General features: G+C 45.8%; 24 protein-coding genes. 9 read left to right on the forward strand and 15 right to left on the reverse strand.

The window, feature by feature from the left end:
• Positions 1 to 29: 29 nt before the first annotated feature.
• Together R7F67_RS02435 and gltS (R7F67_RS02440) are read right to left on the reverse strand one after the other, a co-directional pair.
• Entirely contained in the window at positions 30 to 896 is an 867-nt protein-coding gene (locus R7F67_RS02435) for a hypothetical protein (RefSeq protein ID WP_005374442.1), read from the reverse strand.
• A gap of 154 nt (positions 897 to 1,050) precedes the next feature.
• Positions 1,051 to 2,277, reverse strand: coding sequence for a sodium/glutamate symporter (gene gltS / locus R7F67_RS02440; protein WP_005374443.1), 1,227 nt, complete (start codon positions 2,275 to 2,277; stop codon positions 1,051 to 1,053).
• Positions 2,278 to 2,690: 413 nt separating this feature from the next.
• On the opposite strand from gltS (R7F67_RS02440), the gene R7F67_RS02445 reads away from it, so the two are divergent.
• The 3 genes from R7F67_RS02445 to R7F67_RS02455 are packed head-to-tail and all read left to right on the forward strand — an operon-like array spanning position 2,691 to position 4,746.
• Positions 2,691 to 3,062 (forward strand): GntR family transcriptional regulator, encoded by a 372-nt coding sequence (locus tag R7F67_RS02445; protein ID WP_005374444.1) that lies wholly within the window; start codon positions 2,691 to 2,693, stop codon positions 3,060 to 3,062.
• Positions 3,059 to 3,916 carry an ABC transporter ATP-binding protein gene (locus R7F67_RS02450; RefSeq protein WP_005383221.1) on the forward strand — a complete coding sequence of 286 codons (858 nt, stop codon included), beginning with the start codon at positions 3,059 to 3,061 and terminating at the stop codon, positions 3,914 to 3,916. The genes R7F67_RS02445 and R7F67_RS02450 overlap by 4 nt, the downstream gene beginning before the upstream one ends.
• Positions 3,916 to 4,746, forward strand: a complete 831-nt coding sequence (locus R7F67_RS02455; protein ID WP_318056867.1) for a hypothetical protein — start codon at positions 3,916 to 3,918, stop codon at positions 4,744 to 4,746. The genes R7F67_RS02450 and R7F67_RS02455 overlap by 1 nt, the downstream gene beginning before the upstream one ends.
• A gap of 99 nt (positions 4,747 to 4,845) precedes the next feature.
• Here the strand turns inward: R7F67_RS02455 and gltS (R7F67_RS02460) are convergent, their stop codons facing one another.
• Positions 4,846 to 6,081 carry a sodium/glutamate symporter gene (gltS, locus tag R7F67_RS02460; RefSeq protein WP_005374448.1) on the reverse strand — a complete coding sequence of 412 codons (1,236 nt, stop codon included), beginning with the start codon at positions 6,079 to 6,081 and terminating at the stop codon, positions 4,846 to 4,848.
• A gap of 862 nt (positions 6,082 to 6,943) precedes the next feature.
• Between gltS (R7F67_RS02460) and R7F67_RS02465 the strand changes: the two genes are divergently transcribed.
• The 4 genes from R7F67_RS02465 to R7F67_RS02480 all read left to right on the forward strand — a co-directional run bounded on the left by R7F67_RS02465 (position 6,944) and on the right by R7F67_RS02480 (position 10,600).
• Complete coding sequence (locus tag R7F67_RS02465) at positions 6,944 to 7,738, forward strand: DUF4344 domain-containing metallopeptidase (RefSeq protein WP_005383215.1); 795 nt, start codon at positions 6,944 to 6,946, stop codon at positions 7,736 to 7,738.
• Positions 7,739 to 7,762: 24 nt separating this feature from the next.
• Positions 7,763 to 8,149, forward strand: a complete 387-nt coding sequence (locus R7F67_RS02470; protein ID WP_031780806.1) for a thiol-disulfide oxidoreductase DCC family protein — start codon at positions 7,763 to 7,765, stop codon at positions 8,147 to 8,149.
• A 175-nt stretch (positions 8,150 to 8,324) separates the two neighbouring features.
• Positions 8,325 to 9,986, forward strand: coding sequence for a methyl-accepting chemotaxis protein (locus R7F67_RS02475; RefSeq protein WP_213893183.1), 1,662 nt, complete (start codon positions 8,325 to 8,327; stop codon positions 9,984 to 9,986).
• Between the two features lie 119 nt (positions 9,987 to 10,105).
• On the forward strand, positions 10,106 to 10,600 hold the full coding sequence (locus R7F67_RS02480; RefSeq protein WP_318056868.1) for a peptidylprolyl isomerase: 495 nt from the start codon (positions 10,106 to 10,108) through the stop codon (positions 10,598 to 10,600).
• Between the two features lie 117 nt (positions 10,601 to 10,717).
• Here R7F67_RS02480 and R7F67_RS02485 read toward each other — a convergent pair whose 3' ends face one another.
• The 8 genes from R7F67_RS02485 to R7F67_RS02520 all read right to left on the reverse strand — a co-directional run bounded on the left by R7F67_RS02485 (position 10,718) and on the right by R7F67_RS02520 (position 18,036).
• Positions 10,718 to 11,353 (reverse strand): DUF2268 domain-containing putative Zn-dependent protease, encoded by a 636-nt coding sequence (locus R7F67_RS02485; protein WP_206949188.1) that lies wholly within the window; start codon positions 11,351 to 11,353, stop codon positions 10,718 to 10,720.
• A 68-nt stretch (positions 11,354 to 11,421) separates the two neighbouring features.
• Positions 11,422 to 12,213 carry a LytR/AlgR family response regulator transcription factor gene (locus R7F67_RS02490; RefSeq protein WP_104028363.1) on the reverse strand — a complete coding sequence of 264 codons (792 nt, stop codon included), beginning with the start codon at positions 12,211 to 12,213 and terminating at the stop codon, positions 11,422 to 11,424.
• 15 nt (positions 12,214 to 12,228) lie between these two features.
• Entirely contained in the window at positions 12,229 to 13,251 is a 1,023-nt protein-coding gene (locus R7F67_RS02495; protein ID WP_039986431.1) for a sensor histidine kinase, read from the reverse strand.
• Positions 13,252 to 14,580 (reverse strand): hypothetical protein, encoded by a 1,329-nt coding sequence (locus tag R7F67_RS02500; protein ID WP_318056869.1) that lies wholly within the window; start codon positions 14,578 to 14,580, stop codon positions 13,252 to 13,254.
• A gap of 45 nt (positions 14,581 to 14,625) precedes the next feature.
• Entirely contained in the window at positions 14,626 to 15,411 is a 786-nt protein-coding gene (locus R7F67_RS02505; RefSeq protein ID WP_318056870.1) for an outer membrane lipoprotein-sorting protein, read from the reverse strand.
• A complete protein-coding gene (locus tag R7F67_RS02510) occupies positions 15,404 to 16,672 on the reverse strand; it encodes an ABC transporter permease (RefSeq protein WP_206949185.1) in 1,269 nt (422 codons plus the stop codon). The genes R7F67_RS02505 and R7F67_RS02510 overlap by 8 nt, the downstream gene beginning before the upstream one ends.
• Positions 16,660 to 17,358, reverse strand: coding sequence for an ABC transporter ATP-binding protein (locus R7F67_RS02515; protein WP_262659795.1), 699 nt, complete (start codon positions 17,356 to 17,358; stop codon positions 16,660 to 16,662). Before R7F67_RS02515 ends, R7F67_RS02510 begins: the two co-directional genes overlap by 13 nt.
• Positions 17,359 to 17,370: 12 nt before the next feature.
• Positions 17,371 to 18,036, reverse strand: a complete 666-nt coding sequence (locus tag R7F67_RS02520; RefSeq protein ID WP_053303974.1) for a hypothetical protein — start codon at positions 18,034 to 18,036, stop codon at positions 17,371 to 17,373.
• A gap of 393 nt (positions 18,037 to 18,429) precedes the next feature.
• Here R7F67_RS02520 and rodA point away from each other — a divergent pair, with 393 nt between their 5' ends.
• Positions 18,430 to 19,512 (forward strand): rod shape-determining protein RodA, encoded by a 1,083-nt coding sequence (gene rodA, locus R7F67_RS02525; protein ID WP_206949183.1) that lies wholly within the window; start codon positions 18,430 to 18,432, stop codon positions 19,510 to 19,512.
• 73 nt (positions 19,513 to 19,585) lie between these two features.
• On the opposite strand, the gene R7F67_RS02530 is transcribed toward rodA, so the two are convergent.
• From R7F67_RS02530 to R7F67_RS02540, 3 genes are all read right to left on the reverse strand, one after another.
• Positions 19,586 to 20,302 (reverse strand): YebC/PmpR family DNA-binding transcriptional regulator, encoded by a 717-nt coding sequence (locus R7F67_RS02530; RefSeq protein ID WP_005374482.1) that lies wholly within the window; start codon positions 20,300 to 20,302, stop codon positions 19,586 to 19,588.
• A 135-nt stretch (positions 20,303 to 20,437) separates the two neighbouring features.
• The gene (locus tag R7F67_RS02535) at positions 20,438 to 20,647 is read right to left on the reverse strand and encodes a DUF3283 family protein (RefSeq protein ID WP_005374484.1); all 210 of its coding nucleotides are present in this window, start codon (positions 20,645 to 20,647) and stop codon (positions 20,438 to 20,440) included.
• Positions 20,648 to 20,747: 100 nt separating this feature from the next.
• Positions 20,748 to 22,646, reverse strand: coding sequence for an ATP-binding protein (locus R7F67_RS02540; RefSeq protein ID WP_042522309.1), 1,899 nt, complete (start codon positions 22,644 to 22,646; stop codon positions 20,748 to 20,750).
• Positions 22,647 to 22,714: 68 nt separating this feature from the next.
• On the opposite strand from R7F67_RS02540, the gene R7F67_RS02545 reads away from it, so the two are divergent.
• Complete coding sequence (locus tag R7F67_RS02545) at positions 22,715 to 23,470, forward strand: substrate-binding periplasmic protein (protein WP_005374490.1); 756 nt, start codon at positions 22,715 to 22,717, stop codon at positions 23,468 to 23,470.
• Positions 23,471 to 23,538: 68 nt separating this feature from the next.
• On the opposite strand, the gene ribA is transcribed toward R7F67_RS02545, so the two are convergent.
• A complete protein-coding gene (ribA, locus tag R7F67_RS02550; RefSeq protein ID WP_017635221.1) occupies positions 23,539 to 24,600 on the reverse strand; it encodes a GTP cyclohydrolase II in 1,062 nt (353 codons plus the stop codon).
• Positions 24,601 to 24,744: the final 144 nt, after the last annotated feature.

Below are 24,744 nucleotides of genomic sequence, written 5' to 3' on the forward strand. Positions count from 1 at the left end.
TTTCTTATCTGAACAGCGGGCTTAAGTCGTCAATAAGCTTTAATACCAAACTGACGAAGACGCTTAGGAAGCACTTCATCCAACTTGTCTAGTTCACTCGGTTCGACTTCGATAAGATTGAAATGATGCTGCTCATAAACAGTACGAATGGTCTCACGGTCGGCCTGAGCCATCTCCCCATCGTCACTTCCCCAAAATTGCAAATAGACTTTGCCACCTGGCAAGTAAAAATCGCTAGTGACATCTTGGTCAATCGGCAACTGACGCTCATAAGCGTGCACAACACCAGCCAAGTACAGCCAGTTGTCGATGAGCAACTCCCCCTTAGAGCGCACGTAATGCCCATCTAATGTTCGGTGCTTGGCTTCAAATTTTTGGCGAAAGCTTGAGTACGATTTATCCGTAGAATGTGACTCCGCGTCTTGCCCTAAAAACTCAATGACAGACTGCTTAAGACGCTTGTTACGCAGCACCACATCGTGCCATACGACAAAGGTATTTTGTGTTTCTTTATCGGTTCTTTGCTGCCCACCAGCGCGCACACCAGCTTCTGTGACACTCCATCCCTCTTCGGATTTGGTCAACCAACCCAGTTCACTCAAAAGCTGGTTCATGCGCTTCGCATTCAATTTCAGCTTTTCACCCAGTTGTGTCGCGCTCAATGTTTTCCCTGAGCTGGGAGTCAGCTCAATATGTAAGTTGGTCGGCCAGACGATGAACTGGCCAAATTTAGGGTGATCCACATACTCACCGCCAAACTTTGCCCCTTCTTCGGTCAAAATCCACTTTTCATCTTGGCGAACGATGTAGCCTGCACGTTTGAGATCGGCAAACAGCAGCTTAGCTTCTACCTTGCGCATTTTCGCTAATGCCGACGTCGATATTTTTTCAGACATGTGGGTACCTCATGCTGCTGCAAAATTGAACACTATGTCGTCATAGTAACGCATTGATTTCACAGCTTGAAGTCAGGCAAACAAGATTTCGTGTTACAAATAGCAAAGCCAGCGTATAGGTGCTGGCTTTGTTATTTCGGTAAAAAAGCGAATGTTATCGAATAAAAGCGATGCACCCTTGCAAAATCACTAAATTCACAATGTCGATGAAGAATGCACCGACAATTGGAACCACCATAAATGCTTGTGGTGATGGACCATATCGACTCACGATGGAGCCCATATTCATGACCGCAGTCGGTGTAGCACCTAACCCAAAACCGCAGTGTCCGCTAGCGATCACCGCCGCATCGTAGTTGCCTCCCATCATGCGGAATGTTACGTAGTAAGTGAACATCGCCAACACTGCCGACTGAATAGCAAGAATAATAAGGAATGGGATCGCAAGATCGAAAATATTCCACAATTTCAAACTCATCAAGGCCATGGCAAGAAATAGAGATAGTGCAACCGTGCCAAGAATATCAACGGTTTCTAAATCAACCTTGCGCGCCTTCGTCACTTCCATGATGTTAGTGATAACAACACCAATAAACAGCGCATACACAAAATCGGGAATCATTAACCACTTGATGTCAAAACTGCTTACCCAACTCTCCAGATACTTCGCGCCTGTCACGCAAAGTAGAATGATGGACAAGCTTTCAACGACTCTTTTCGCTGTGACGCGATCTTCCTCATGTTCGTTGTACGTCACCAGTTCAGGGAAACTCTGATGACTTTGATTGGTGCGTCCGTATTCCGATTCCAAGTTGTGTTTGTTTAGTAGCTTTTGTGCAACAGGGCTGCCAATAATCCCGCCCATCACCAAGCCAAATGTAGCAGAAGCCATTGCCACCTCTAGAACATTATGCAAACCATACATTTCTTGAAAAGTTTGCGACCACGCAGCTCCAGTTCCATGTCCGCCAGAAAGCGTAATGGATCCGGCGATCAACCCCATGAGTGGATCTAACCCCAACGCTGTTGCTAAGGACACGCCGACCGCATTTTGGATAAGAATGTAGACCGATGCCACAACTAGGAAGATGAAAACCTTCGCACCGCCTTTAATCAGTTGGGTGTAATTTGCCGCTAAGCCAACGGTTGCAAAAAACATCAGCATAAAGACGTTTTGCAGTGGTAAATCAAAGGAGACATCCACACCATTTAAGTGCATCGTCGTGATTACGCAAGCGACCACTAGACCACCAACAATTGGCTCTGGAATATTAAATTTTTTTAAGGTTGGTAACTTGGTATTGATGAACTGCCCTAAAAACAACACGCAAATTGCGACGAGGAACGACTCCTGTGGGCCGATAGATATTACCTGATTCATGAGACCTCTTTACTCTACTCTTTCTCATTCATTGAGCACGAGCTCAACGTGAGATAGGTGCCTAAGCCAGTCAGATTGCCTCTCGAAACTTTTGTTTTCTAGGCCTCTTTGACCATCAATTCTCATCAAGTAAGAAATAGGCAGACCTAAAATTATGCTAATTATCATTCAGTGAGAATATTCATTTAGAACAGGCGATAAGTGTATTGATGGGACGAGAAAAACAACACTTCTCAACTTATGAGAAGCAATTAATTTCCATATAAAACAAAACCTCAAAACAACGACCACATAGGTGGATATTTAGAGCGAATGAGACAGGCGGATACACTAGGTTTTAAATTATTACTTTCTCTCTAATGCACTAGGTGTTATACATATATATAACACCATCTCAACCAAGAGATTCACTCATGACTAATTGGCATGATCGCCAACCGATATTTCGACAGTTGGCAGACCAGATCACGCAGCAAATACTGCAAGGTGTCTGGCAAGAAGGCGATGCTCTGCCCTCCGTCCGTAGCATCTCTGCAGATATGAAAATTAACCACCTCACCGTTATGAAAGGCTATCAATTGCTTGTTGATGACGGGCTAGTGGAGAAAAAACGCGGTCAAGGTATGTTTGTCGCTTCAGGAGCAAAGCTCAAATTACTCGCAGACGAGAAGGCACGTTTTCTTCAGCAACAAATTCCGCAGATAGCCGACACAATACAGCGTCTGGATATGTCACTCGACGAATTCATTCAACAACTAAAACCACACTTGAAAGGTGACCAATGAGCGCATTAGTCAGTGTAAACAACGTATCCAAGCAATATCAGCAACAAGGAGAAGCACTGCATGAAGTGAGTTTCGACCTACATGCAGGACAAGTACTTGGCTTACTCGGCCATAATGGCGCAGGTAAATCAACGCTTATTAATGCCCTACTCGGTGCACATGAATATCAGGGCACTATTCGTATCAACGGATTTGAACCCATTATGCAACGCGACAAGATAATGCAGAGCTTATCCTACATCTCGGATGTCAACGTTCTGCCAGATTGGATGACCGTTGCTCAACTGCTTAACTATACCGAGGGCGTGCACCCAGGGTTCAATCGCGCCCAAGCAGATACGCTACTTCGTCAAACGGACATCAAACCTCGTGCGCGTATCAAATCTTTATCCAAAGGGATGAAGGTGCAATTACACCTCGCGATTGTGATCGCGACCAACACCCAAATCCTCATATTGGATGAACCGACACTCGGGTTAGATCTCGTGTATCGCGAGACGTTTTATCGTCACTTATTGGAATGGTTTCACGACGGCGAGCGCGTGTTGATCATCGCCAGTCATGAAGTATCAGAGATTGAGCACTTGCTGACAGATGTTCTGATTCTTAAGCATGGTCGCCCCGTTCTGCAAACCTCGATGGACAGTATCAGTGAAGACTATTTCATTCTTGAAGCCAACGACGAGCACCGCACACAAATTGAAGCGATGAACCCACTCTCGTCACAAAAAGGCCTCGGTTCAACGAAATGGTTACTCAAAGCCCAGTATGCCCAACAAGCAGAAACAATGGGCTCCATCCATGGGGTGAAATTAGCGGATTTATTTTTAGCATTGCAGAAGGAGGCAGCGTAATGCGTTCAGTTGTCGCGATGTTGCAAAAAGAGTGGTTAGAAAACCCTCTTGTTTTACATATTCCACTGTTTGTGTTGGCGTGTGGAGTTATTCTCTTTGTGAGTTTAATGAGTAACGACACTCTACAACACAATATGTTTTTCCAAATGAGCTTTGGTGGCGATGTCAGTGACATTCACAAAGAGCTTGGTGATGATGTCAATATGTTGATTACCGGAGGAGCAGGGCTGCTGTCTATCTTGTTAGCCGTTCAGTACTTCCCAAGAACGCTACGCAAAGAACGGGCGGAAGGCAGCATTATGTTTTGGCGCAGTATGCCTGTCAGTGACATAAAAGCCCATTTAGTGAAGCTAGGATTTGGCTTATTGGTGATTCCGCTTGTCTGCTCGGTGCTCGTACTCGCTGCAAATTCAATGTTGTGGTTGCTGAACATCTCTACTGATCACCAATTGGCTTTATTGTACCGCCAAGCCTCGTTAGGTTACGTGCTGCTGCATTGGGGAGAGTTTTTAATCAGAATGTTGTTCGCCGGTATTCTGCTGTTACCGCTGGCATTAACTGCGATGGCTATTTCACAAAAAGTGAACTCACCACTGGTCATTTTGTTTATCGCCATTTATGCGCTGCGTTGGATGCCTATCGCACTTTTTGGTTTCTACGGGCTAGATCAGTTTTTCTCCGAAGTGCTTTACCTTCCGCTGCACGCCATTATTACACCAAACCCATTCAATGCCATTCCTCAAGCGGGTTGGTTAAACGTTGGCATTTACGCCTTCATTGGTATTCTTGGTTGGACAGCTAGCCTCAAGTTCAGCCGAACTATCCAATAATGCTTCGTTCAATAAACGACCAAACCAAGTCATAAAAAAACGGTCACAACCAGTGTTGTGACCGTTTTATTTCGCCTCTAGGAGCTCATCCACTTAACTTTAACCAAGGAATGAAATGTAGCCTTGCAAGATAATTAAGTTGACGATGTCGATAAAGAAAGCGCCCACAATTGGCACCACCATAAATGCTTGTGGCGACGGGCCAAATCGGTTAACGATCGAACCCATGTTCATTACGGCTGTTGGGGTTGCCCCCAAGCCAAAACCGCAGTGCCCCCCTGCAATAACAGCAGCATCGTAGTTGCTTCCCATCACTTTGAACGTAACATAGTACGTAAAGATTGCTAAGACGACAGACTGCACAGCTAAAATAACCAAGAATGGAATCGCTAGATCGAAGATATTCCATAACTTCAAGCTCATCAGAGCCATCGCTAAGAACAGAGATAGCGATACCGTACCTAACATATCGACCGTTTCGGCATCTAACTTACGAATCTTGGTCACTTCCAAGAAATTCGTAATGATCACACCAATGAATAGCGCATATACGAAGTCTGGAATCATCAGCCATGAGATTTCATACGTGCTTACCCATTGCTCGACATACTTGGCCCCAGTAACACAGATCAGTAGGAAAAAGAGTTTCTCCACCACTTTTTTCGCCGTTACTTTATCTTCTTCGTATTCATTGTAAGTCACCAACTCCGGGAATTTCTCGTGAGTTTTGGCATCTCGACCACCACGACCATACTCAGACTCTATGCTGTTCTTTTCCACCAGACGCTGCGCTACAGGGCTACCAATGATACCGCCGATGATCAAACCAAAAGTCGCTGATGCCATTGCAATTTCTAAGACGTTATCCAATCCATACACGTCTTGAAAGGTTTGTGACCACGCAGCACCTGTACCATGACCACCTGACAGAGTAATCGAGCCAGCAATTAACCCCATCAAAGGATCTAAACCGAGCGCCGCCGCAAGTGAAACGCCAACGCCGTTTTGTATGATGATGTAAAACGATGCGACAGCTAAGAAGATAAAAACCTTCGCACCTCCTTTCATCAACTGAGTGTAATTTGCGGCCAAACCAACTGTCGCAAAAAACATTAACATAAACGTATTTTGTAATGGCAAGTCGAACTCTAAGTCGATGCCGTTGAAATGAAGAGCAGTAATCATGCAGGCCACAATAAGACCACCTACAATCGGCTCAGGTATGTTGAATTTCTTTAAAATCGGTAGCTTAGCATTAATAAAATGCCCCAGGAAAAGCACACTGATTGCGACCAAGAAGGACTCCAGTGCACCTACAGATATTAAATGATTCATATCGCCTCTTATTATTGTTCTCTTCATTCTCCGTAATGAATGAGTGTTAGTTTAACCTTCGTTCAATAGCAAATTTTCTCGCTTTATTGTTTCGAAAATACTCAAAAAGTTGGTGTAGATGCGCCTTAGGCTAGTTTAAGGGGCGCTCCTTAAGCGATGTGTCAGTTTTTACGCTGTTAGCAAGCCCTTAAATGTGAAAGGAGCTGATACAGCTCCTTCAAATGGCCCCTCGCAATACCTGTGCGTTATCGCTTGGGGTGTCGTGTTGTGAGTAAATTCTGGGTGACACTTTCTGAACCACTTCGGGCTCCCTTACTTAAACAGAATGTGTCAATTACTATCAAACAAAGTTCCTTCCCGTTGTAACCGCTAAACGCCGAGAGCGCGTTCAAAACAATTGGGTTTGCCTGTTCCTGTCGTAGCTTTTCAACTCTGGCTCATGGTGTATAAACGAGCCGAATCCAAGGAAACTCTCAGGCTGCAACAAACGTTTTCGTCACAACGGAGCAGGATTATAACATATCGCTGATAATTTTCTTCAATTCAGTGACATTCACCAACCCCATGGTTAAACCTTGCAATGATTAACTGCCTATTATCATTTTCACAGATAAAGATCGAAGCACAGTTACTCAGTAAGCTTCTTAGAAAACGATGCATAGCTAATAACTTCACCGCCGTTCTTATCCAAGAGGTCTTGATAAACGCCCTAGAGAACCAAGCAGCCGAAATATGCGATGTTATCATGATTGCTTTTCGAGACCGACGTCCCGACTTTGGCTAATGAGTACAACCCCAACTATGCATCAGGCAAAAACATGTATAATTTTTTATACAAGTTATTCAATAACAAGAGTCCCACATGAACATTCATTCGCTTTGCGCTGCGCTATTACTCAGCGTCGTCTCATCAGCTACAGCAGCTGAAAACATTCGTATTCAATATTCTCCCGTAGAGACAACTCATGAAAAAATCGCCCAACAATCGATTCAAAGCAGCGATGTAAACACCATCTTTGCTGAGCTATCTCAGGCCTACTTTCCATTTGATAAAGCTCTCACGCTGGTTTACGGCGGAGAAGATGGTCCAATGTATGACCCTGATACACACACAATATACGTTCCTTACACTTTTTATTTGGAGTCGCTCAATTACTTCTCCAATAATCAGTATGAAGAACGCTTCGGAAAATCCCCAAAAACAGGGGCGCTAGATACGTTATTGCACACTTTACTTCATGAAGCTGGACATGCTTACATCGAAGATCAAAGCATCCCTGTTCTCGGAAAAGAAGAAGATGCGGTCGATAATTTTGCCACTATTTTAATGATTGACTTCCTAGAAGATGGCGCAGATATGGCCATTAGCGCCGCCGACATGTTCGCATTCGAATCCGACGACAGACCGGACTACTACGATTTTGGCGAGTACATTGACGAACACAGCTTTGATTTGCAGCGTTACTTTTCAACGTTATGTCTGGTGTACGGTAGTGATCCTGAGCAATACAAAGCCTTACTCGATGAAGTAGAAAAAGACTACCTGCGTGATCGCAAAGAGTTCTGCCAATTCAATTACGGCAACATTCGCGACAATTGGCTGCATTACTTGCAAAACAATGAACCAAAAGAAAATTCGCCACGTAAAAGCGATTAGAAAATCTCAAACAAGAAAACCGCAATGACAAAACTCACCATATTTTATGACGGAACCTGCCCGCTTTGTGCCAAAGAGATGAAGGCGCTAAAACAACGCGATGCCAAGCAGCAAATCAAAACCGTCGATATCTATAGTGATGCATTCGCAGATTATCCTCAGATCGATCCTGAACAAGCCAACACCATTTTGCACGCCCTCAACGAAAAGGGGGAGCTTCTGCTTGGGTTGGACGTGACTCATCGTGCGTGGCAATTAGTTGGTCGCGGTTGGCTCTACGCTCCACTGCGTTGGCGCCTCGTTAAACCTGTTGCTGACTGGCTTTACCTGAAATTCGCAAAGAATAGGTATCGCGTCTCATATTGGTTAACGGGGACTTCTCGTTGCAATAGTGGGTCGTGTTCACGTTAATTGTGATCCCGCTTAAAAATGCTACGACCTTCGTCTAGATTTACAAATTTCCAGTACTTCTGATTGAGTAACTCGGTTAATCTCTAAGCATTACAACAATAAGTATTAACACTTTTATCAGGCAAGCTTATTCAGCTTGTCACTTGTAACGCTGCGCCGAGAGAAGGACGTCTCTATGAATCTGACGATCAGAAAACGACTATATATCCTTTCAATAATTCCAATTCTAACTATGGCAATAGGCATGATGTGGTTCACCTACGTACAAACCACGGCCTACAACGAGCACGAGATTGAGCAAACTCGAAGTCGAATGATGGAGATGAAAAAAGCCGAACTCAAAAGTTACGTACAAATGGCGCGTTCCGCTGTCGAACCGCTACTCGCACAAAATGCCCCACTGGAAGAGGCTCTGCCTATCTTGAAACAACTAGAGTTTGGTCAATCCGGCTACATCTTTGGTTATGATTCAAAAGGCGTTCGCGTCGTGGTGGGTAAAAACACCAAAGGCATCGGGGAAAACTTCTATAACTTGCAGGACAAGAAAGGCAATTACTTGATTCAGGATTTGTTAAAAAATGCCAAAACTGGCGAGTTCACGACTTATTACTTCCCGAAACTCGGTCAGAGTGAAGCACTACCGAAACTGAGCTACTCAGTCTTTATTCCTGAATGGGACTTGATGTTGGGAACGGGTTTCTACACGGACGATATCGACGCCATTGTGGCAAACATGGAAGAAGCCGCGCATCAGGCCCTCAACACCACACTGACGGCTATTGCTCTGTTCTGTGTCTCGATTGCTGCTATCGTCGCGGTCTTCGCTGTGTTTGTTAACCGCAGCATCATGAAGCCTATTGAGCAGTTTGATGCCTCAATCCACTCTTTCGCGCAAGGCGATGCAGATTTAACAGCGCGCATGGAAGAATCGAGCGTGCCGGAGTTCACCCAACTTAGCCGTAACTTCAATATCTTCGTTGAAAGCCTACAAGGCATAATCAAGAGCGTTAGCCACGTAGGACAAGAAGTGGTTTCAGAGACCAACGAGATGTCACAGCGTGCATCGCAAGTGGATGAATTAGCTTCTGGTCAACGTGAAGAGACCGAACAAGTCGCAGCGGCAATGACCGAGATGACAGCAACGGCGCACGAGATTTCAAACAACGCTAACCAAGCAGCGCAATCAGCCAGAGACGCCGATGAAAACTCACAACAAGCAAAACACATTGTTGATTCGGCAGCGAACTCTGTCGAAGCACTCGCGCTAGAAGTGTCAGAAGCCAGCACGGTGATTTCTCGTTTAGAGAGCGACGTAAAAAACATTTCTTCTTCTCTGGAAGTGATTCAGGATATAGCCGAGCAAACCAACCTATTGGCACTAAACGCAGCCATTGAAGCAGCCCGTGCAGGCGAACAAGGTCGCGGCTTCGCAGTCGTTGCCGATGAGGTTCGTAAACTGGCGAGTCGCACTCAAGACAGCACAGGCGAAATTCACCAAATGATTGAGCAATTGAAGTCTGGCTCGGATGCGGCAGTGAAAGCCATGGGTTCGAGCCAAGCGCGCGGTGAAGCAACGGTTGAAGAAGCACGAGCTGCCTCTGCCGCACTGCAAGAAATCCAAGCCGCAATTGCTAACATCATGGACATGAACACCTTGATCGCAACGGCAACCGAAGAGCAAAGCCAAGTTGGGCAAGAGATTTCACAACGCATCGAAGTCATCTCTCAACAAAGCAGCCAATCGGCACACCTTGCCAACCAAAACCGAGCAGGCAGTGGCAACCTAAACCACAAAGCTAACGAGCTGTACGACTTGGTCGGTCGCTTTACGGTTTAACGCTTTTCACCCATTCACCATGCAAACAGCGACGCCAAAACGTCGCTGTTTTTATTTCTGCTATCCTCATACGACTTAGCTATAATGCCGCCAACTTAGCACCCATAAGGGCAAACCAGATGATTATTATGACCACCAATTTCGGTGATATCGAGATTGAACTGAACCTAGAACGAGCGCCAGTTAGCTCAAAGAACTTCAAAAAATACTGTGAAGATGGCTTCTACAACGGCACCATTTTCCACCGCGTTATCGACGGCTTTATGATTCAAGGTGGCGGTCATACCGAAGACATGACAGAAAAGCCAACGCGCGCCCCTATCGCGAACGAAGCAAACCGTGGTCTAAAGAACCTTGTTGGCACTATCGCAATGGCGCGTACCGATGCTCCGCACTCTGCAACAGCACAGTTCTTCATTAACTTGGAAGACAATGATTTCCTAGACCACACCGCAACCACCAACCTAGGTTGGGGCTATCCAGTGTTTGGTAAAGTGACCGCGGGTATGGATGTCGTAAACCGCATCGCGAAAGTGAAAACGACCTCTAAACTTGGTCACGATGATGTTCCATGCGATCCAATCATTATTGAGAAAGTGACGATCAGCGAATAAGCCCATTCGCCTCTTCGGAGAAATCGTCGCTATAAAACGACAAAAGCGCCTAACGTCTTATGACCTAGGCGCTTTTTGTTTTTATGACTCAGCCTATTAGTTTGGCTTGTGTCGGAGTTATTGATAGAAAAGCTCGGCTTTTGCTCCGACTAAATCCAGTTCAGAGCCTTGAAAATCAGCCAGATATTCAGCAACAAGGTTGTACCCAACCCAATACCCCATGTATTTCGGCCAGCGGCTTTCATCGCTACCAAGAAAGTAAGCGTCGAAGTTGTAATCTAAGCTGGTCAACTTGCCTTTCATCTCAGCATAGAAAGGGCGCCAATCTTGATCTTTGATTTGCTCAAACAAGCTCGGAGTGACGCCGCCATTCATCTTACGTTCGAAATGACAAGCTAACCCTTCCATAATCAGCACATCACCAAGTGCAACGTCATTCTCTCCGGCTCGCATACGGAACAGGTGATGCAACTCATGCGCTAACACCGCAGCTAGTTCATTCTCAATAACGTTTTTAATATCAGCACGTTGAGTATCAAGCAGAATCTCTACACGATAGGCACTTAAGCAATAGCCGCCAATCCCCGTCTGCGGTACGTCATTGCGATCAAACGGGCTAACGGTGAGGTCAATGTTACTTAAATCAAAGTAACTAGAAAGCTGTAAGCTCAGATCATCAAGTTTCTGATGTAAATACTCAGAGATTGGGGACAACTCTCCCGTCGCATTTAACAGGGTTACGCGATAACTCATTTATCTTCCTTGATAATTTGGGTTAAGAGTAGCGAGTTTACAGTGTAAAGAGTGAACAGTTCTAGCGATTACATCCCTTTGAACAAACTTTGAGATGCACGGCTCACAGCGAGCTTAGTTTCTCCAACGTGAACAAACATTCTGCCTGCAAAGTCTTTGTTTACTTTGCTAATTTTGCACACTTGCACCACGCTTGAACGGTGCACTTGCCAGAACTGTTCTGGGTTAAGCTGCCCTATCAACTCTTTCAACGATGTACGAATCAAATACTCCTGCACTTTGCCTTGTCCTTGTTGGGCATACACAGAAACGTATTTTTCTTCCGCTTTGAAATACAACACATCAGACGTGGCGATCAGATGAATATCTTCCCCTTGCGTCGCTTTAATCCACTGAAGATATTGCGGCGTTTGTGGCGCGGATAATTGCTGCAACTGCTCTAATAGGCTGCTCATCTGCACATTACTGCTTTCTTGCTCTCGCTTAGCAAGGCGTGCTTTCACTCTTTCACACGTCGTCAGGAGGCGCTCATCCGAGATAGGCTTGAGCAAATAATCGGCGGCATTTTGTTCAAAGGCTTTGATGGCGTAATCATCGTACGCGGTGACAAACACAATCAAAGGTGGATTGGCGAGTTGATTGAGTTTTTGCGCTAATGTCATGCCATCCAAAACTGGCATACGAATATCGAGAAACGCAATATCAGGTTGACTTAGCTCAATGGCTTGCAACGCTTGTTCACCATCGGCGACTTTGGCTATTACCTCTAGCTCTGGCCACACTTCAGCTAGGCTTTTATCAAGATGACGCCTCAATAGCGGTTCATCATCAGCAATAATGGCAGTAAACCCTGTATTCATTCCTTTCTTCCTTGATTACGATTCCATTGGCCAACTCAGGCGAACACAAACGCCACCCTGAGCAGACTCACTGATAGAAACCTCTCCTTGCCCTGCGAACAAAGCTTCAACTCGCTGCTTGAGATTACTTAGACCCACGCCAGAGCCCATGTGACCACTAACGTGATTCAAGCCAACACCAGTGTCTCTGACTTCAATCCTCAAGTTCTGCTGTTCGCGTTTGATGAGCAAACTGACTTCGCCACCTTCTCGCTTCGGTTCAATACCATGGATGATGGCGTTTTCGATTAAGGGTTGAAGCATCATCGGCGGTAACTCGGTTCTGCCTAGCCCCTCTTCCACCTCAATCTTGTAACTGAGTCGATCACCCAAACGGGTTTGCTGGATGCCTAAGTAAGCCTCAATTAACGCCGTTTCATTGTCTATGGTAGTGTGCTCTTCACGTGAGCTTTTGAGCGTTGCACGCAGCAGCGCGGTTAACTGTTCTAGCATCAGCTTAGCTTTATCAACATCTTGCGACATGAGCGCGCTGATATTCGCCAAGGTATTGAATAGAAAATGCGGCTCAATCTGGCTTTGCATCTGCTTAAGCTGACTCAGCAAGAGCGCACGATCTTGCTCTGCTTTCTCGCGTTTGATGGCCTCTAACTCTCTTTGAGCGATCGCATGTTGCTCGCGTGAGTAGAAATAGAAAAAGCACATGGCACTGAATAACAAGCCCATGAGACCAACCGACAGCATACTTGAGATACCGAAGTATTCCCCAAGCCAAAGCTGGGCGTTCACCACACCAAACAATAGGCAAGCCGTCAAAGAGATAGCCACTTCCGCCAAACGAGGAATGGTAGGAAACAGGCGGTCGACAAGCCATGAGAAGAAAATAGCCGAATAGCCAAATCCAAAGCTAACCGCCACATGAATGTAGAATGGACCGCCCCAAACCGAGAGCGTCATTGCTGCGATAAAGAGACAAAATGCCGTGGTCACTAATAAGCTACGCGGCCATCCACTTTTCACCACTGATTTTGCTGAACACATTTAGAATTTCCCTTTGATGTTAAATACAATCATATGCTTATCATTGATTTGTGCGTAAGCAGATTGGTCGTCTCCGGTTAAAAAGCGTGCGGCAACTTCCACTTCTACACTTTGATCGCCAGTATCAATCCATTGGTAGTTAAGCCACTGCGTGACAATCACACCGCCATCTTGCGGCGACAACATCACATCCAACGTAGGAGTTACATCACTTAGCCAGCCCATATCCGCTTTACCGTTCCATGCAGCCCATGCTTCTACATCCCAACTCCAGTGCAGCATTACGTTATGCTGAACGATATTGGCATGCTGAAACCCTTGGGCGTAGCTTGTCGCAAGTAGAGATATATTATGGTCGGGGATCTGAGAGAGTAATTCGCCACGCTCTATTGCTTGTTGCCATTCGCCTTCCGACCATGCACGGCTGTCGTACCAATATTCAGCAATCACGTTGTGTCCGGCTTGGTTTGCCCAGTTCAATCCAATTAAGGCTTGGAATGCGCTGCCCAGCTCCTCAACCGAAACGGGTCGGTAAAGATCATCCTGCTGAAACTGATAGCCGACACTTTGCTTTTGCCACAGCATGGAACCGTGCATGGCGATGGATTCATCCCACACGGCAATGGCACTGGCGCCAAGCAAACCTCGGCGCACATCATCGTAATAACCAATAAGTTGATACTCGGTGTCACCCACCAGCGCATAACGACGAATACCAATACCTTGTTGCTCTGCGGCTTGATCAAGTGCACTTTGGTCTTGTTGCCCCCAGCTTGAATCCGTCGCAATCACCGTCCACTCGCCTGCCATATCGTAGTGTGAAAGTGAAAACACACCCGCACCTTCTTCTGCAACTAAGCCAACCGGGTTTTGTCGATAAGGCTTAAACAGATCCAAAGGTCGGTAGCCATAGCCGACGCCCCAATCCACGCGCAACTTACCCAAACTCACATCAAGAGTGGTATCACCGACTTGCCATTCTCCTAGCCAAGCCAGCTCTCGAATCAGCAGTTGGTTATCAGCTTCACTCCACCAGTCACTCTCTCCTTGTTGATTGAGGTACAAACCTTGGCTGTACAGAGCAAACAAGCCACTGAAGTTTTGATAATTCACCTGCACATCCAAGAGTGCATTAAGTGAATCACGAGAACTGCTCTGCGCTTGTATAAATGCGCTGTCACGCTGCTTGGCAGTTTCGTAACTGACAGCCCAATCCCACTCAAAACTCAGTTCGTCATTGGCAAAAGCAGGGGCTGACGCGCCCACACACAATGAGGCAGCAATCAACAAACTGGTGCTTTTGTTAAGGTTAGGCTGGTGCGATTTCATGTAACTTCCTTGCTCGTTTTCATGGTTCTATTTACGGAGTCCAGGCTAAAGCTGAGTCGTATTGGCTTTAGGCAGATAGCTTGGGTTGTAGAACTTGTTATCTAGTTGCCAAGGCACGATTTCTTGGTACTCGATAACGGTCTTTTTGCTCGGCTGAATGCTATCAAGCAAGGTCATCTCACTGACGTAGTCTTCACCGTTGTCGGTTGCACGTCCGTATTGCGCTTGCTTGGCGAGTTTGCCAGAGCGCAAGTAAAGATCGGCTTTGATAGGAAACGCATCTTGCTCAGACAACCACAAGTCGATCTTCTGATAGCTCGCCCCTTTGGTCTTCGCGTTTAGAGCAAGATGATAAGCCGCGACACTTTCTCCGTTCACCGAAACGGTTTCTGTCGCTTTCCATTCACCTTGATAATCTTGGCTCCACGTCAGGGTTGAGATGTCGCCGATAGACGCTTCACCAAGCAGTTTTTGCATTGGCGTAATTCGAATCGGACGGCGGCTCTTTGGCATTTGCAGCCAGTAGTTATCGCCCATCATCAGCATCTTTTGCCCAGCTTCAACCGCCGATTTGAACACCACCAGCGATTCACGATTTGGACGCGTGTACACATGGTAAAGGCGGGTTTTATCTAATTCTTGGTCTTGATATAAGCGCACCAGTGACACCACTTTGGAGGAATCATCTTGCAAGCGGTAGCTGTCGGCTTTTTCAATCAATTGCGCGACTTGCTGTGCATCTAACGCTGTTTCATTCGCACTGGCATTCATGCTTGCCATGCCGCTTACCGTCAGCAATGCAATTGGTAATAGTGATTTGAAATTAAACATAAATCAGAGCCTCCGTAATTGGCTTGTTCACCCCTTTGCGTGCCGAGAAAAATGCCGCAACCAAACAAATCATCAATACTGCGAGTCCAGCTATAGCCACCAGCTCCCAAGAGAAGTAAATCGTTAATGGGTAACCTTCTGTGCGTCCTGGCGGTGGCGGCATTTGCACATCCACGACCATCAGTAAGACGGTGACTAGCGCCGTAAACAAAGCACCGATTAAGCTGCCAATCACGGCAAGTAACCCTGCTTCGCGCAAGAACCCAGCAATAATTTCGCGAGGGTAGCTACCAAGTGCTGACAAGGTGCCAATTTCACGGGTGCGTTCCGTTACCGACATGGTCATGGTGTTAAACAGCGCGACAAATACCACCAGTGCCATTACTGCACCCATGATGCCGAAGATACGGTCGTACAAATCTTTCACTTTGAGATAGAAGAACGCGCGTTCTTGCCAAGGCGTAATCTCAATATCTTGATCACCAAAGTTCTGCTTTTGCTTACTCAGAACCGAAGCCACTTGTTGCTCGACTTGGTTAGTTAAACTGGTGTCGAACAGGAAGACAGATAACGCACTGACTTTGTCTGAACCGAGCAGCGATTGCGCGCTGTTGATGTGCACGTACAGCTGGCGTTTATCAAGCTCTGGTACGCCTGTTGAATAGATGCCACGTACTTTGAAGTCATACGCGTTCAACGCACCGTCGGTTGTGGTCGCCAGCAAAGTGATCCAATCACCAACGTGCACGCTTAGGTTGTTCGCTAAATCAATGCCAAGCATCACTTCTGGCTCTGCTGGGTCATAACGCGATGCATGAATGTTGGACAGCGTCTGCCCTTCGCGCACATCCAAAAACGGCCCTTTCATATCGAATTCGCGCTCGTTCACGCCAATGCCGATAAAGATCGATGACTTGTTGCCGTTGGAAATCAAACCACTGAATTCAACTCGTGGCTGCACACCTCGCACTTCATTCAACCCAATCAATTGCTTGGTAATGTCGTCTGCATGAGTTAAACCGTTACTCAGTGGCATCTCTTCTTCTTTGGCGAAATAACCCGGCGTGGTTAACGTCAGATGCCCCGTGTCACGCGCTGTCGATTCTTTCAAACTGTCGTAGGTGTACAGACCAAAACCGCCCGCACTGGTTAATGCAAACACGGCAATGGCAATGATCAACATCGACAACAAACTGCGGCGGCGATTGCGTTGCAGGTTCAACCAAGCAAGGCGAACCGAAACAGGAATTAGCTTGCCCATGAAACCTCCTCCACACTTGCGTGCGTTTGGGTGATTTTGCCATCCACCAATTCAATGGTGCGATCGCAGCGAGATGCCATACGAGGGTCGTGTGTAGCGACGATAAAAGTGGTGCCAAGCTCGTGTCCGAGCCCTTTCATAATGTCGATGACCTTGTTAGCAGTTTGACTATCAAGACTTGCGGTTGGCTCATCGGCAATCACCAATGCCGGTTTGTGCACTAAGGCGCGTGCAATTGCCACACGCTGCTGCTGGCCGCCTGATAGGTTATCGGGCATGTGATGAATAAACTCGCCTAAGCCAACGTGCTCTAACATTTGTGTGGCGAGCTCGGTTTGTTCTACTTTTGAAAAGCCATTGAGATGTAGCGGATACGCCACGTTCTCTAGTGCCGTCATCACGGGGACAAGGTTGAATTTTTGGAACACAAAGCCAAGCTTTTCACGGCGCATTTTCGCAGCCTGCATTTGTCCGGTTGGGTATGGGGTGCCTGCAAATGTCACCTGACCTTGGTATTGAGTATCCAGCATGCCAAGCACGTTAAGTAAGGTGCTTTTGCCTGAGCCCGACGGCCCGCATAATGCCACCATTTCGCCGGCAAATACTTCACCAGAAACGTCTCGCAATGCACGCACCGTTTGGCTGCCAAGGGCGTAATCGCGACTGAGTTGATTAAAAACGATCATGACGCCTCCCTACTATTTCGCTAGCAGCGCTTTCGCGGTTTGCGTTTCTAAATTGCTGTCACCCAACTTCTCCATTTGCGCTAACCATGTTTTGGCTTGTTGAACATCTTCAGCGCGTAGTGCTGCTTCAATGGCGTAGCGATAAATCCACGAAGTAGCCGCGAAAGGTTGTTGGCTAAAACTCGGCTCATCGAGCAATGAAAGGTACAGCTCGTAGCCACGCTCAAAGTGATTGAACATGTCTGGCAGAGAAGTAAACGTAGTGGCTGCCATGGCGGTGGCTAATTGGTATTCCGGCAAGCCTTGTAAGCGCTGTTGCTCTTGCAGTGGTACTGGCTGATTCGCCATTAGATCCAAACCTTTTTGGATTGTGGCAAGACCGCGCTCGGTGAACTTCATCTTGTTCCAAGGCATAAACGCCTCACGACCTTGCAACGTCTCAGCACTGCCCAAGTAAACCAAGGTCACCGGCGTTGCGCCCTGCTCTTCGAGTTGTTTGGATAGTTCGCCATAAACAGTATCAACTAAGCCAGAGTCACCCTGCGCCGCTTGGTTGAATTGACTGAGTGTGCGCTCGCTTGGGTTAGCCAGAGCCAGATTGCTGCTAAGTGCAAATGCGGCGATAAACGTACTTGCCAGTTTAAGAGCTTTGATTGAGCGAGATTGAGAAACCATCATGTACTGTCCTTAGTTGAACGTGATTTGATGGTTTGAGATTAAGGGAGAAGGTCGCACGCTGCTTTTGCATGCGACCAATGGCAGTTATGCGGAGTGAATGGTATTGAGAGAAGATGAATGACATTAACTTAAACTGAAAATACAACTCCGTTAATTCGTAACTCTACATTTTTACGGCAGTCACAATAAAAACACTGGCTTAAAATCTGAGGCTAGTGTATTTATCCATCTCACAACTACCCATAACAGACAGTGTCGCACTCTCCTTTCTTACACACCTTTGCATGGTGTCTGTTGTTTCCGAATCGAGATTCTTAGCATCGGAATAGTTTGAACTCTTCGAGTTTTAGTTGTTTTCGCACTCAAAATAGGTGCGTTATTAGGTCGTTGAAAATGAATAAGCGTTATTTCCCAAGAGTTGATTTGCCACTACTCATGGCGATCATTCCGATCATGCTGTTAAGTTCGCTCACTCTCTGGAGTGCCAGTAGCTTTAATGAGGCGATGCTCTTCAAACATTTGGCGCGCTGCGGACTGACATTAGTTTGTATCTTGGTCATGTCCTCGATTCCAGCGTCCAACTATCAGCGCTCAGCTCCATATCTCTACATTATTGCGGTTGCTCTGCTACTTGCTGTCGCTTTATTTGGTGATAGCACCAATGGCTCTCAACGTTGGCTCGATATCGGCTTCTTCCGCTTTCAACCGTCTGAGCTAATCAAACTTTCCATTCCAATCATGATCGCCTGGATGCTGCATATTGAAGGAGGTCGACCAGACAGTCGGAAAATTGCGCTTTGCTTACTTATTACAATGATTCCTGCCGGGTTAATCGCGCTACAACCGGATTTAGACGGTGCAGTTTTTACCGTCATTTATGCATTGTTCGTTTTGTTTTTGGCTGGCATGAGCTGGAAAATAATCTGCGGGTTTATTGCGAGCATTTTAACGTTAGCACCTATTTTATGGTTCTTCGTTATGGAAACCTATCAAAAGAGCCGTGTAACACAGTTCTTGCACCCTGAGTCCGATCCACTGGGTTCGGGTTACCAAATCATCCAATCTTTGATTGCGATTGGCTCAGGCGGTATGAAAGGCAAAGGTTGGATGAATGCTACGCAAGGAACACTTGGGTTTATTCCAGAAAGTCATACGGACTTTATTTTTTCGACCTATGCGGAAGAATGGGGCTTTGTTGGCAGTTTAGTCTTACTCGCATTGTACTTGTTTATTACTGCACGCGTTATGTTGCTTGCATGTCAGTCTGACCACTTTTTTAGTCGGCTGGTAAGTGGCGCATTAGCGATGAGCTTTTTTCTGTATGCTTTTATCAATACGGGCATGGTGAGTGGCTTGTTGCCAGTAATGGGTAGCCCACTTCCCTTCTTTAGCTATGGCGGCACGGCGATGCTAACTCAAGGTATCTGTTTTGGTGTAATCATGTCGCTGTGTTATTCCAAATATCGTAACGCATAGCTCTGCTTGAGAAAAAGCGATCAAAAAAAGGCTTCCCTGAGGAAGCCTTTTTACAACGATATGAGCGAATTAATTACAGCTCTGCGTTGTGGTAAACCTGCTGAACATCATCACAGTCATCTAGAAGATCTAGGAATTTCTGGAACTTCTCAGCATCTTCACCCGATACAGGCGTATGAGTTTGCGGAACGAATGTGATTTCTTCAACATCGATCGTTAGATCTGGGAATGCACCGTTAAGCGCAGTTTTTGTTTTGAAGAATTCTGTGTGAGGTGCGAATACAGTGATAACACCGTCTTCTAGCTCAACGTCAGTAACGTCTACGTCTTCCATCATTAGCGTTTCTAGAATAATTTCATCATCGTCGCCTTTGAACTGGAATACCGCTTGGTGATCGAACATGTGAGAAACCGAGCCCTCAACACCAATTTTCGCACCGACTTTCACAAAGCATTGGCGTACATCTTGGAAAGTACGGTTGCCGTTGTCTGTTAGACAGTCAACGATAACGCTAGTACCGCCAGGACCGAAGCCTTCGTAACGTGCTGGAGTGTAGTCTTCACCACCGCCACCGTTCGCTTTGTCGATCGCTTTATCGATAACGTGCGCAGGAACTTGGTCTTTTTTCGCTTTTGCGATCAGGTGTTTCAAAGACAAGTTCATGTCTGGATCACCACCACCGTTTTTCGCGCACATGTAAATTTCTTTACCGTATTTGGAATAAACTTTAATTTTCGCGCCTGCAGTTTTCGCCATAGAGGCTTTGCGCACTTCAAAACTTCTTCCCATCGGGATGTCTCTCTAAATTCAAATTTAATGCGAAGGATTTTAGCAAAAAGCGAAACCTTTTCAATTTCGCTTAGCAAAGGAATAGGGAGGTTACCTCATTCGTCACATTGGATTGAACCATTGCCACGGTTCGCGTTAAGCGACACCCATTACTCGTTTGTACTTTTCGACCGATTGCTGGAAAAACGCCTTTTCATCAGCATCGTTAATCTTGGACAACTGTTCTTCTATTGCTTCAGGACCAGATTTGGCCTCTCTGAGCTTCCAAACCAAAAACGACGCCTGCTTATCCAGTTCGATTTTGTTTTTTTCGTCAGGCGGCAATAGGGATAGATTAAACGACATTCACAGCCTCAAGGTACTTTAAATACTAGCCGGGCACTATATCACACAGAGTTACAATTACAGAATAGAAACGCACTTAACTTGATCGATTTCAAGTTAACTATTTAGGCACAGCGCTGATTTTCAGTGCTTTTGGTAAATGCTGTTCGAATATTTGTTGTAATCGAGTCTTGGTAACGGGTTTAGCCACGAACTCGTTCATCCCAACATCGAAGCAATGTTGCTGATCCTCTTTAATGACATTGGCACTTAGCGCAATAATTGGAACGTGTTTCCCCCACTCTCCCATTTTTCGAATTCGCTCCGTAGCAATAAACCCATCCATCACAGGCATTTGGCAGTCCATAAAAATCAAATCGAAAGGCTGCTGATCACACAGCTGCAATGCTTCTTCGCCATGGTTGGCGACACTCACTCGCACACCCAGTTTTTCTAACATGATGCGAACTACCTTCTGATTGACGATGGTATCTTCAACAACCAATACCCAAGGTTTATCATTATCTTGAGGGCTGATTTCGTTGTCTTCCGCTTTCCGGAAATCTAATACATTAAGTTGGTCGGTATAGGTCGATTGCGCATTTATTACAGCAACAGGAATCGAAAATTCAAAACAGCTTCCCAGCCCAAGCTCACTTGTTAGTTGTATTTCCCCTCCCATCAAGTTAACCAACTGTGCAGCTATCGCCAAACCAAGCCCTGTCCCACCATACTTTCTAGTGGTACTACCATCAGCTTGTTGGAAGCGTTCGAAGATTGCTTGTTGGTGCTCTTTCGCAATACCAATACCAGAATCCACAACTCGAAACCGGATATGAGCGGTCTCTCCATCAAGTCGAGATAACGCTACAAGAAGCTTCACATGGCCGCGCTCGGTAAATTTAATCGCGTTGCTCAACAAATTGTTCAGAACTTGTTTCAATCGTGTGGCATCACCTTGCACTTCCGTTGGCAAGTGAGGATCAATATCGCTGAGCAGCTGTAAGTTTTTCTGCTTGGCTTTGACACTATGTAAACTGATGACATCGTCAAGTAGCTCGCGAAGATCATAGCTCGTGTATTCTAGCTCTACTTTGCCAGCTTCAACTTTAGAGAAGTCCAAAATGTCGTCGATGATCGTCATTAGTGAGTGAGAAGAACTGTCAATGATCTCTACAAACTCTTTTTGCTGGGGATCGAGGTCGGTGTCATTGAGCAACGACGACACACCAATAATGCCATTCATCGGTGTGCGGATCTCATGACTCATAGTGGCAAGAAACTCACTTTTCTTACGATTAGCGACTTCTGCCCTATCGCGTTCAGCCTCTAACTCAGTCTGGTGCTCTTTCACTTTCTCAACACTTCGGTTGTATTTCTCTGCCAAAACACTCACTTCATCAAAGCACCATCGTTTAGGGAGAGTCACTTTACTCGGCACTGTACCGCCACGAAAATCGCTCACCGCACCAGACAGCAATTGTAACGGATTGACCAACAAGCGAAACGCCACCCAAAGAACACCAATGATGAGGACAAGAATTTTGATCGCTTCTGTCGTAAGTAGAAAAAAGAACTGCTGCCAAAGATCTTCATATATCGCGCTAAGATCCGATTGAACCGTTAATATCGCGAGATCATACGTTTTATCGCCGACCCGATACTGCATCGGCCAGCTTCTCTCGACAACATCCTCAGAAAGCGCCGAACCTAATTCAATGATAACTTCGTCTTCACTAGCAATACGTAAGTAGTCCACCGAGGGCATACGCATTGCACCTTGAGCTTGTGTCAGCAACAGCTCCCTATCCTCTACCCACAAACTCGCAGAAAAACTCGATAAATAGCTAGACTCAACCTGCTTTAATTCAACATCTAAATGGGCTAAATCTTCGTGAAAAACTCGATATAAGCTCACTGTAGAAATGATGACCGTAAAGATTAAACTCAACGTTAATACCGCCAACATAAGTTGGTTGCCGATACTAAAACGACGTTGAGATCGCTCTTTTTCATCCATATGAAACCGCTCCGATAAACTTGCGCTACTCTAAATATAGCTACGCACAAATAATAATCGAGGATACGATGAAAAGACTTCTACTTAGATTGGCTTTTAGCTTAATTGTTGTAAGTTCTCATGTGACCGCAAATCAAGTGAACTATTACGTCATTGCTGAACAAGCTCGACCATTTCAAATTGAACAACAGGGACAAATGCACTCCGGAATTGTGACCGATATCGTCAGCGCTATCTTCGCGGAGTCGGATTACCAAGTGAATTATCATACTTATCCATTTAAACGTATGATTTCCATATTGGAAGAAGGCGCTGAGCCAAACTGGTTAACTTATGGCAGCCCGAACTGGGGCAAGGTGCAATCGGAAAATTTATCTGAGGAGCCCATTTACACTGTAAAACATGTACTGGTATCGAGTAGCGAGAAGCCTTTAGAGTTCAAAAATATGGATACGATGCATGGTCGTTCTATTGTATTACTGCTGGGGTTTGATTATCCAAATTTAACACCGTTCTTTGAAAATGGCAGTGTCAATGAAATGCGCGTGAAAGACTACAACGCCGCATACCGAGTGATAAGCCGAACCCCTGGAGATACAGCTTTTGTCGAGATGGAATCCCGAGTTCTTTACAACTTAAAGCGACTCAATTTGCCGTTAGAGAATTTTCAGATACAGCCTTTCAGCTCGGTTATTCCTGACTACTCAATCTACCTGGCTTTTTCTCCTCAAATGCAACCAGAAACTCAAAATTACATCAATACACGACTCGTTGAATTAAAAGCCTCAGGGGAAATTGATGAAATCATTCAAAAGTATCAATGAATCACCTCATTAACAAAAACGCCAACGATGATACGTTGGCGTTTTTGTTTCTGGGAAATCTGTAGCACTTACTTAGTGTGGTTAACAAACTTAGGATCAAACATGTGCCCCAATTTACTCGCCTTGGTTTGCAGGTAATGTTGATTACTTGGGTTATTCCCTTCTTGTAATGGCACTCGTTCAATGACGTTAATATCAACCGCTTTTAAGGCGGCGAGCTTGCGTGGGTTATTCGTCATTAGACGCACAGCGTCAATCCCCAAATGCTCTAGCATTCCTTTACAGAACGCGTAATCACGCATATCAGCGGCAAAACCTAAACGCTCATTTGCTTCCACGGTATCTGCGCCATCATCTTGTAAGTGATAGGCACGAATTTTATTAATCAAGCCGATTCCACGCCCTTCTTGACGTAAATAAAGCAGCACGCCACATCCCTCTTTGACGATGTTTTGTAGCGCTCTATTAAGCTGAAAACCACAGTCACAACGCGTGCTAAATAGAGCATCTCCGGTAAGACACTCCGAATGCAACCGAATAAGTGGAGCTGCACTTTTTGTTGGCTCACCATAGACCAGAGCAAGATGCTCTTTATTTGTCGCGGCTTCAATAAAGCCGTACATCATAAATGTGCCCCACTGGGTGGGCAATTTGGCTTTATCGATAAACTTCACGAGATTGTAAGGCTCAACATGTCTCAGCTCTGCCCGCACATTCATCAGAATCTCTCCTAGATGATTTTCTCCTTTACCATCTCCCCCGTCTCCCCAAAAGGCATCTTTATGAGAATGCTCTGTTAGGCAAGCGTTACCCGTTCTCATTAATTGCTGCGCTAATGGTGGATTTTGTAGAAACTTTTCCCTAACGATGAAAGCCATAACAGCCAACTTTATATCGTCCCAATCGCTTCTGACAAAGTGTTCGTATTTGCGGCTTAAAGCAAACGCTTCGTCAGGGGTGCTTGCGTGCTGAATTTTACTTTGCAACTGAGCATCGAGAAACTTTTGGGCTTGGTAATAATGTTCGCTGGTGGGCCAAGTTTGGGAGGAGATATTGACTGGGGCATGGCAAAAATTTGAGAGAAAACCGTGGGGCTCATCGGGCTCATAAAAAAGGATTTGATCAACCATACTTGCGCTCCTTGCTTTGTGGTTGCGATAATCAACAAAAAGCATATCGCTACTGATATATCTAGTAACACAAGGTCAGATTGTCAAACTTCTTCGGGACGGGACGTGAGTGTGAAACTCGTGCTTTTGAGGCGCAAGACAGGT

It is taken from the genome of Vibrio sp. YT-17, assembly GCF_033337375.1.
GTDB lineage: Bacteria > Pseudomonadota > Gammaproteobacteria > Enterobacterales > Vibrionaceae > Vibrio > Vibrio alginolyticus.

Excerpts from the sequence above, each read along its gene's own strand:
- R7F67_RS02435 (WP_005374442.1), bottom strand. The coding sequence starts at position 896 with ATGTCTGAAAAAATATCGACGTCGGCATTAGCGAAAATGCGCAAGGTA.
- gltS (WP_005374443.1), bottom strand. The coding sequence starts at position 2,277 with ATGAATCAGGTAATATCTATCGGCCCACAGGAGTCGTTCCTCGTCGCA.
- R7F67_RS02445 (WP_005374444.1), top strand. The coding sequence starts at position 2,691 with ATGACTAATTGGCATGATCGCCAACCGATATTTCGACAGTTGGCAGAC.
- R7F67_RS02450 (WP_005383221.1), top strand. The coding sequence starts at position 3,059 with ATGAGCGCATTAGTCAGTGTAAACAACGTATCCAAGCAATATCAGCAA.
- R7F67_RS02455 (WP_318056867.1), top strand. The coding sequence starts at position 3,916 with ATGCGTTCAGTTGTCGCGATGTTGCAAAAAGAGTGGTTAGAAAACCCT.
- gltS (WP_005374448.1), bottom strand. The coding sequence starts at position 6,081 with ATGAATCATTTAATATCTGTAGGTGCACTGGAGTCCTTCTTGGTCGCA.
- R7F67_RS02465 (WP_005383215.1), top strand. The coding sequence starts at position 6,944 with ATGAACATTCATTCGCTTTGCGCTGCGCTATTACTCAGCGTCGTCTCA.
- R7F67_RS02470 (WP_031780806.1), top strand. The coding sequence starts at position 7,763 with ATGACAAAACTCACCATATTTTATGACGGAACCTGCCCGCTTTGTGCC.
- R7F67_RS02475 (WP_213893183.1), top strand. The coding sequence starts at position 8,325 with ATGAATCTGACGATCAGAAAACGACTATATATCCTTTCAATAATTCCA.
- R7F67_RS02480 (WP_318056868.1), top strand. The coding sequence starts at position 10,106 with ATGATTATTATGACCACCAATTTCGGTGATATCGAGATTGAACTGAAC.
- R7F67_RS02485 (WP_206949188.1), bottom strand. The coding sequence starts at position 11,353 with ATGAGTTATCGCGTAACCCTGTTAAATGCGACGGGAGAGTTGTCCCCA.
- R7F67_RS02490 (WP_104028363.1), bottom strand. The coding sequence starts at position 12,213 with ATGAATACAGGGTTTACTGCCATTATTGCTGATGATGAACCGCTATTG.
- R7F67_RS02495 (WP_039986431.1), bottom strand. The coding sequence starts at position 13,251 with ATGTGTTCAGCAAAATCAGTGGTGAAAAGTGGATGGCCGCGTAGCTTA.
- R7F67_RS02500 (WP_318056869.1), bottom strand. The coding sequence starts at position 14,580 with ATGAAATCGCACCAGCCTAACCTTAACAAAAGCACCAGTTTGTTGATT.
- R7F67_RS02505 (WP_318056870.1), bottom strand. The coding sequence starts at position 15,411 with ATGTTTAATTTCAAATCACTATTACCAATTGCATTGCTGACGGTAAGC.
- R7F67_RS02510 (WP_206949185.1), bottom strand. The coding sequence starts at position 16,672 with ATGGGCAAGCTAATTCCTGTTTCGGTTCGCCTTGCTTGGTTGAACCTG.
- R7F67_RS02515 (WP_262659795.1), bottom strand. The coding sequence starts at position 17,358 with ATGATCGTTTTTAATCAACTCAGTCGCGATTACGCCCTTGGCAGCCAA.
- R7F67_RS02520 (WP_053303974.1), bottom strand. The coding sequence starts at position 18,036 with ATGATGGTTTCTCAATCTCGCTCAATCAAAGCTCTTAAACTGGCAAGT.
- rodA (WP_206949183.1), top strand. The coding sequence starts at position 18,430 with ATGAATAAGCGTTATTTCCCAAGAGTTGATTTGCCACTACTCATGGCG.
- R7F67_RS02530 (WP_005374482.1), bottom strand. The coding sequence starts at position 20,302 with ATGGGAAGAAGTTTTGAAGTGCGCAAAGCCTCTATGGCGAAAACTGCA.
- R7F67_RS02535 (WP_005374484.1), bottom strand. The coding sequence starts at position 20,647 with ATGTCGTTTAATCTATCCCTATTGCCGCCTGACGAAAAAAACAAAATC.
- R7F67_RS02540 (WP_042522309.1), bottom strand. The coding sequence starts at position 22,646 with ATGGATGAAAAAGAGCGATCTCAACGTCGTTTTAGTATCGGCAACCAA.
- R7F67_RS02545 (WP_005374490.1), top strand. The coding sequence starts at position 22,715 with ATGAAAAGACTTCTACTTAGATTGGCTTTTAGCTTAATTGTTGTAAGT.
- ribA (WP_017635221.1), bottom strand. The coding sequence starts at position 24,600 with ATGGTTGATCAAATCCTTTTTTATGAGCCCGATGAGCCCCACGGTTTT.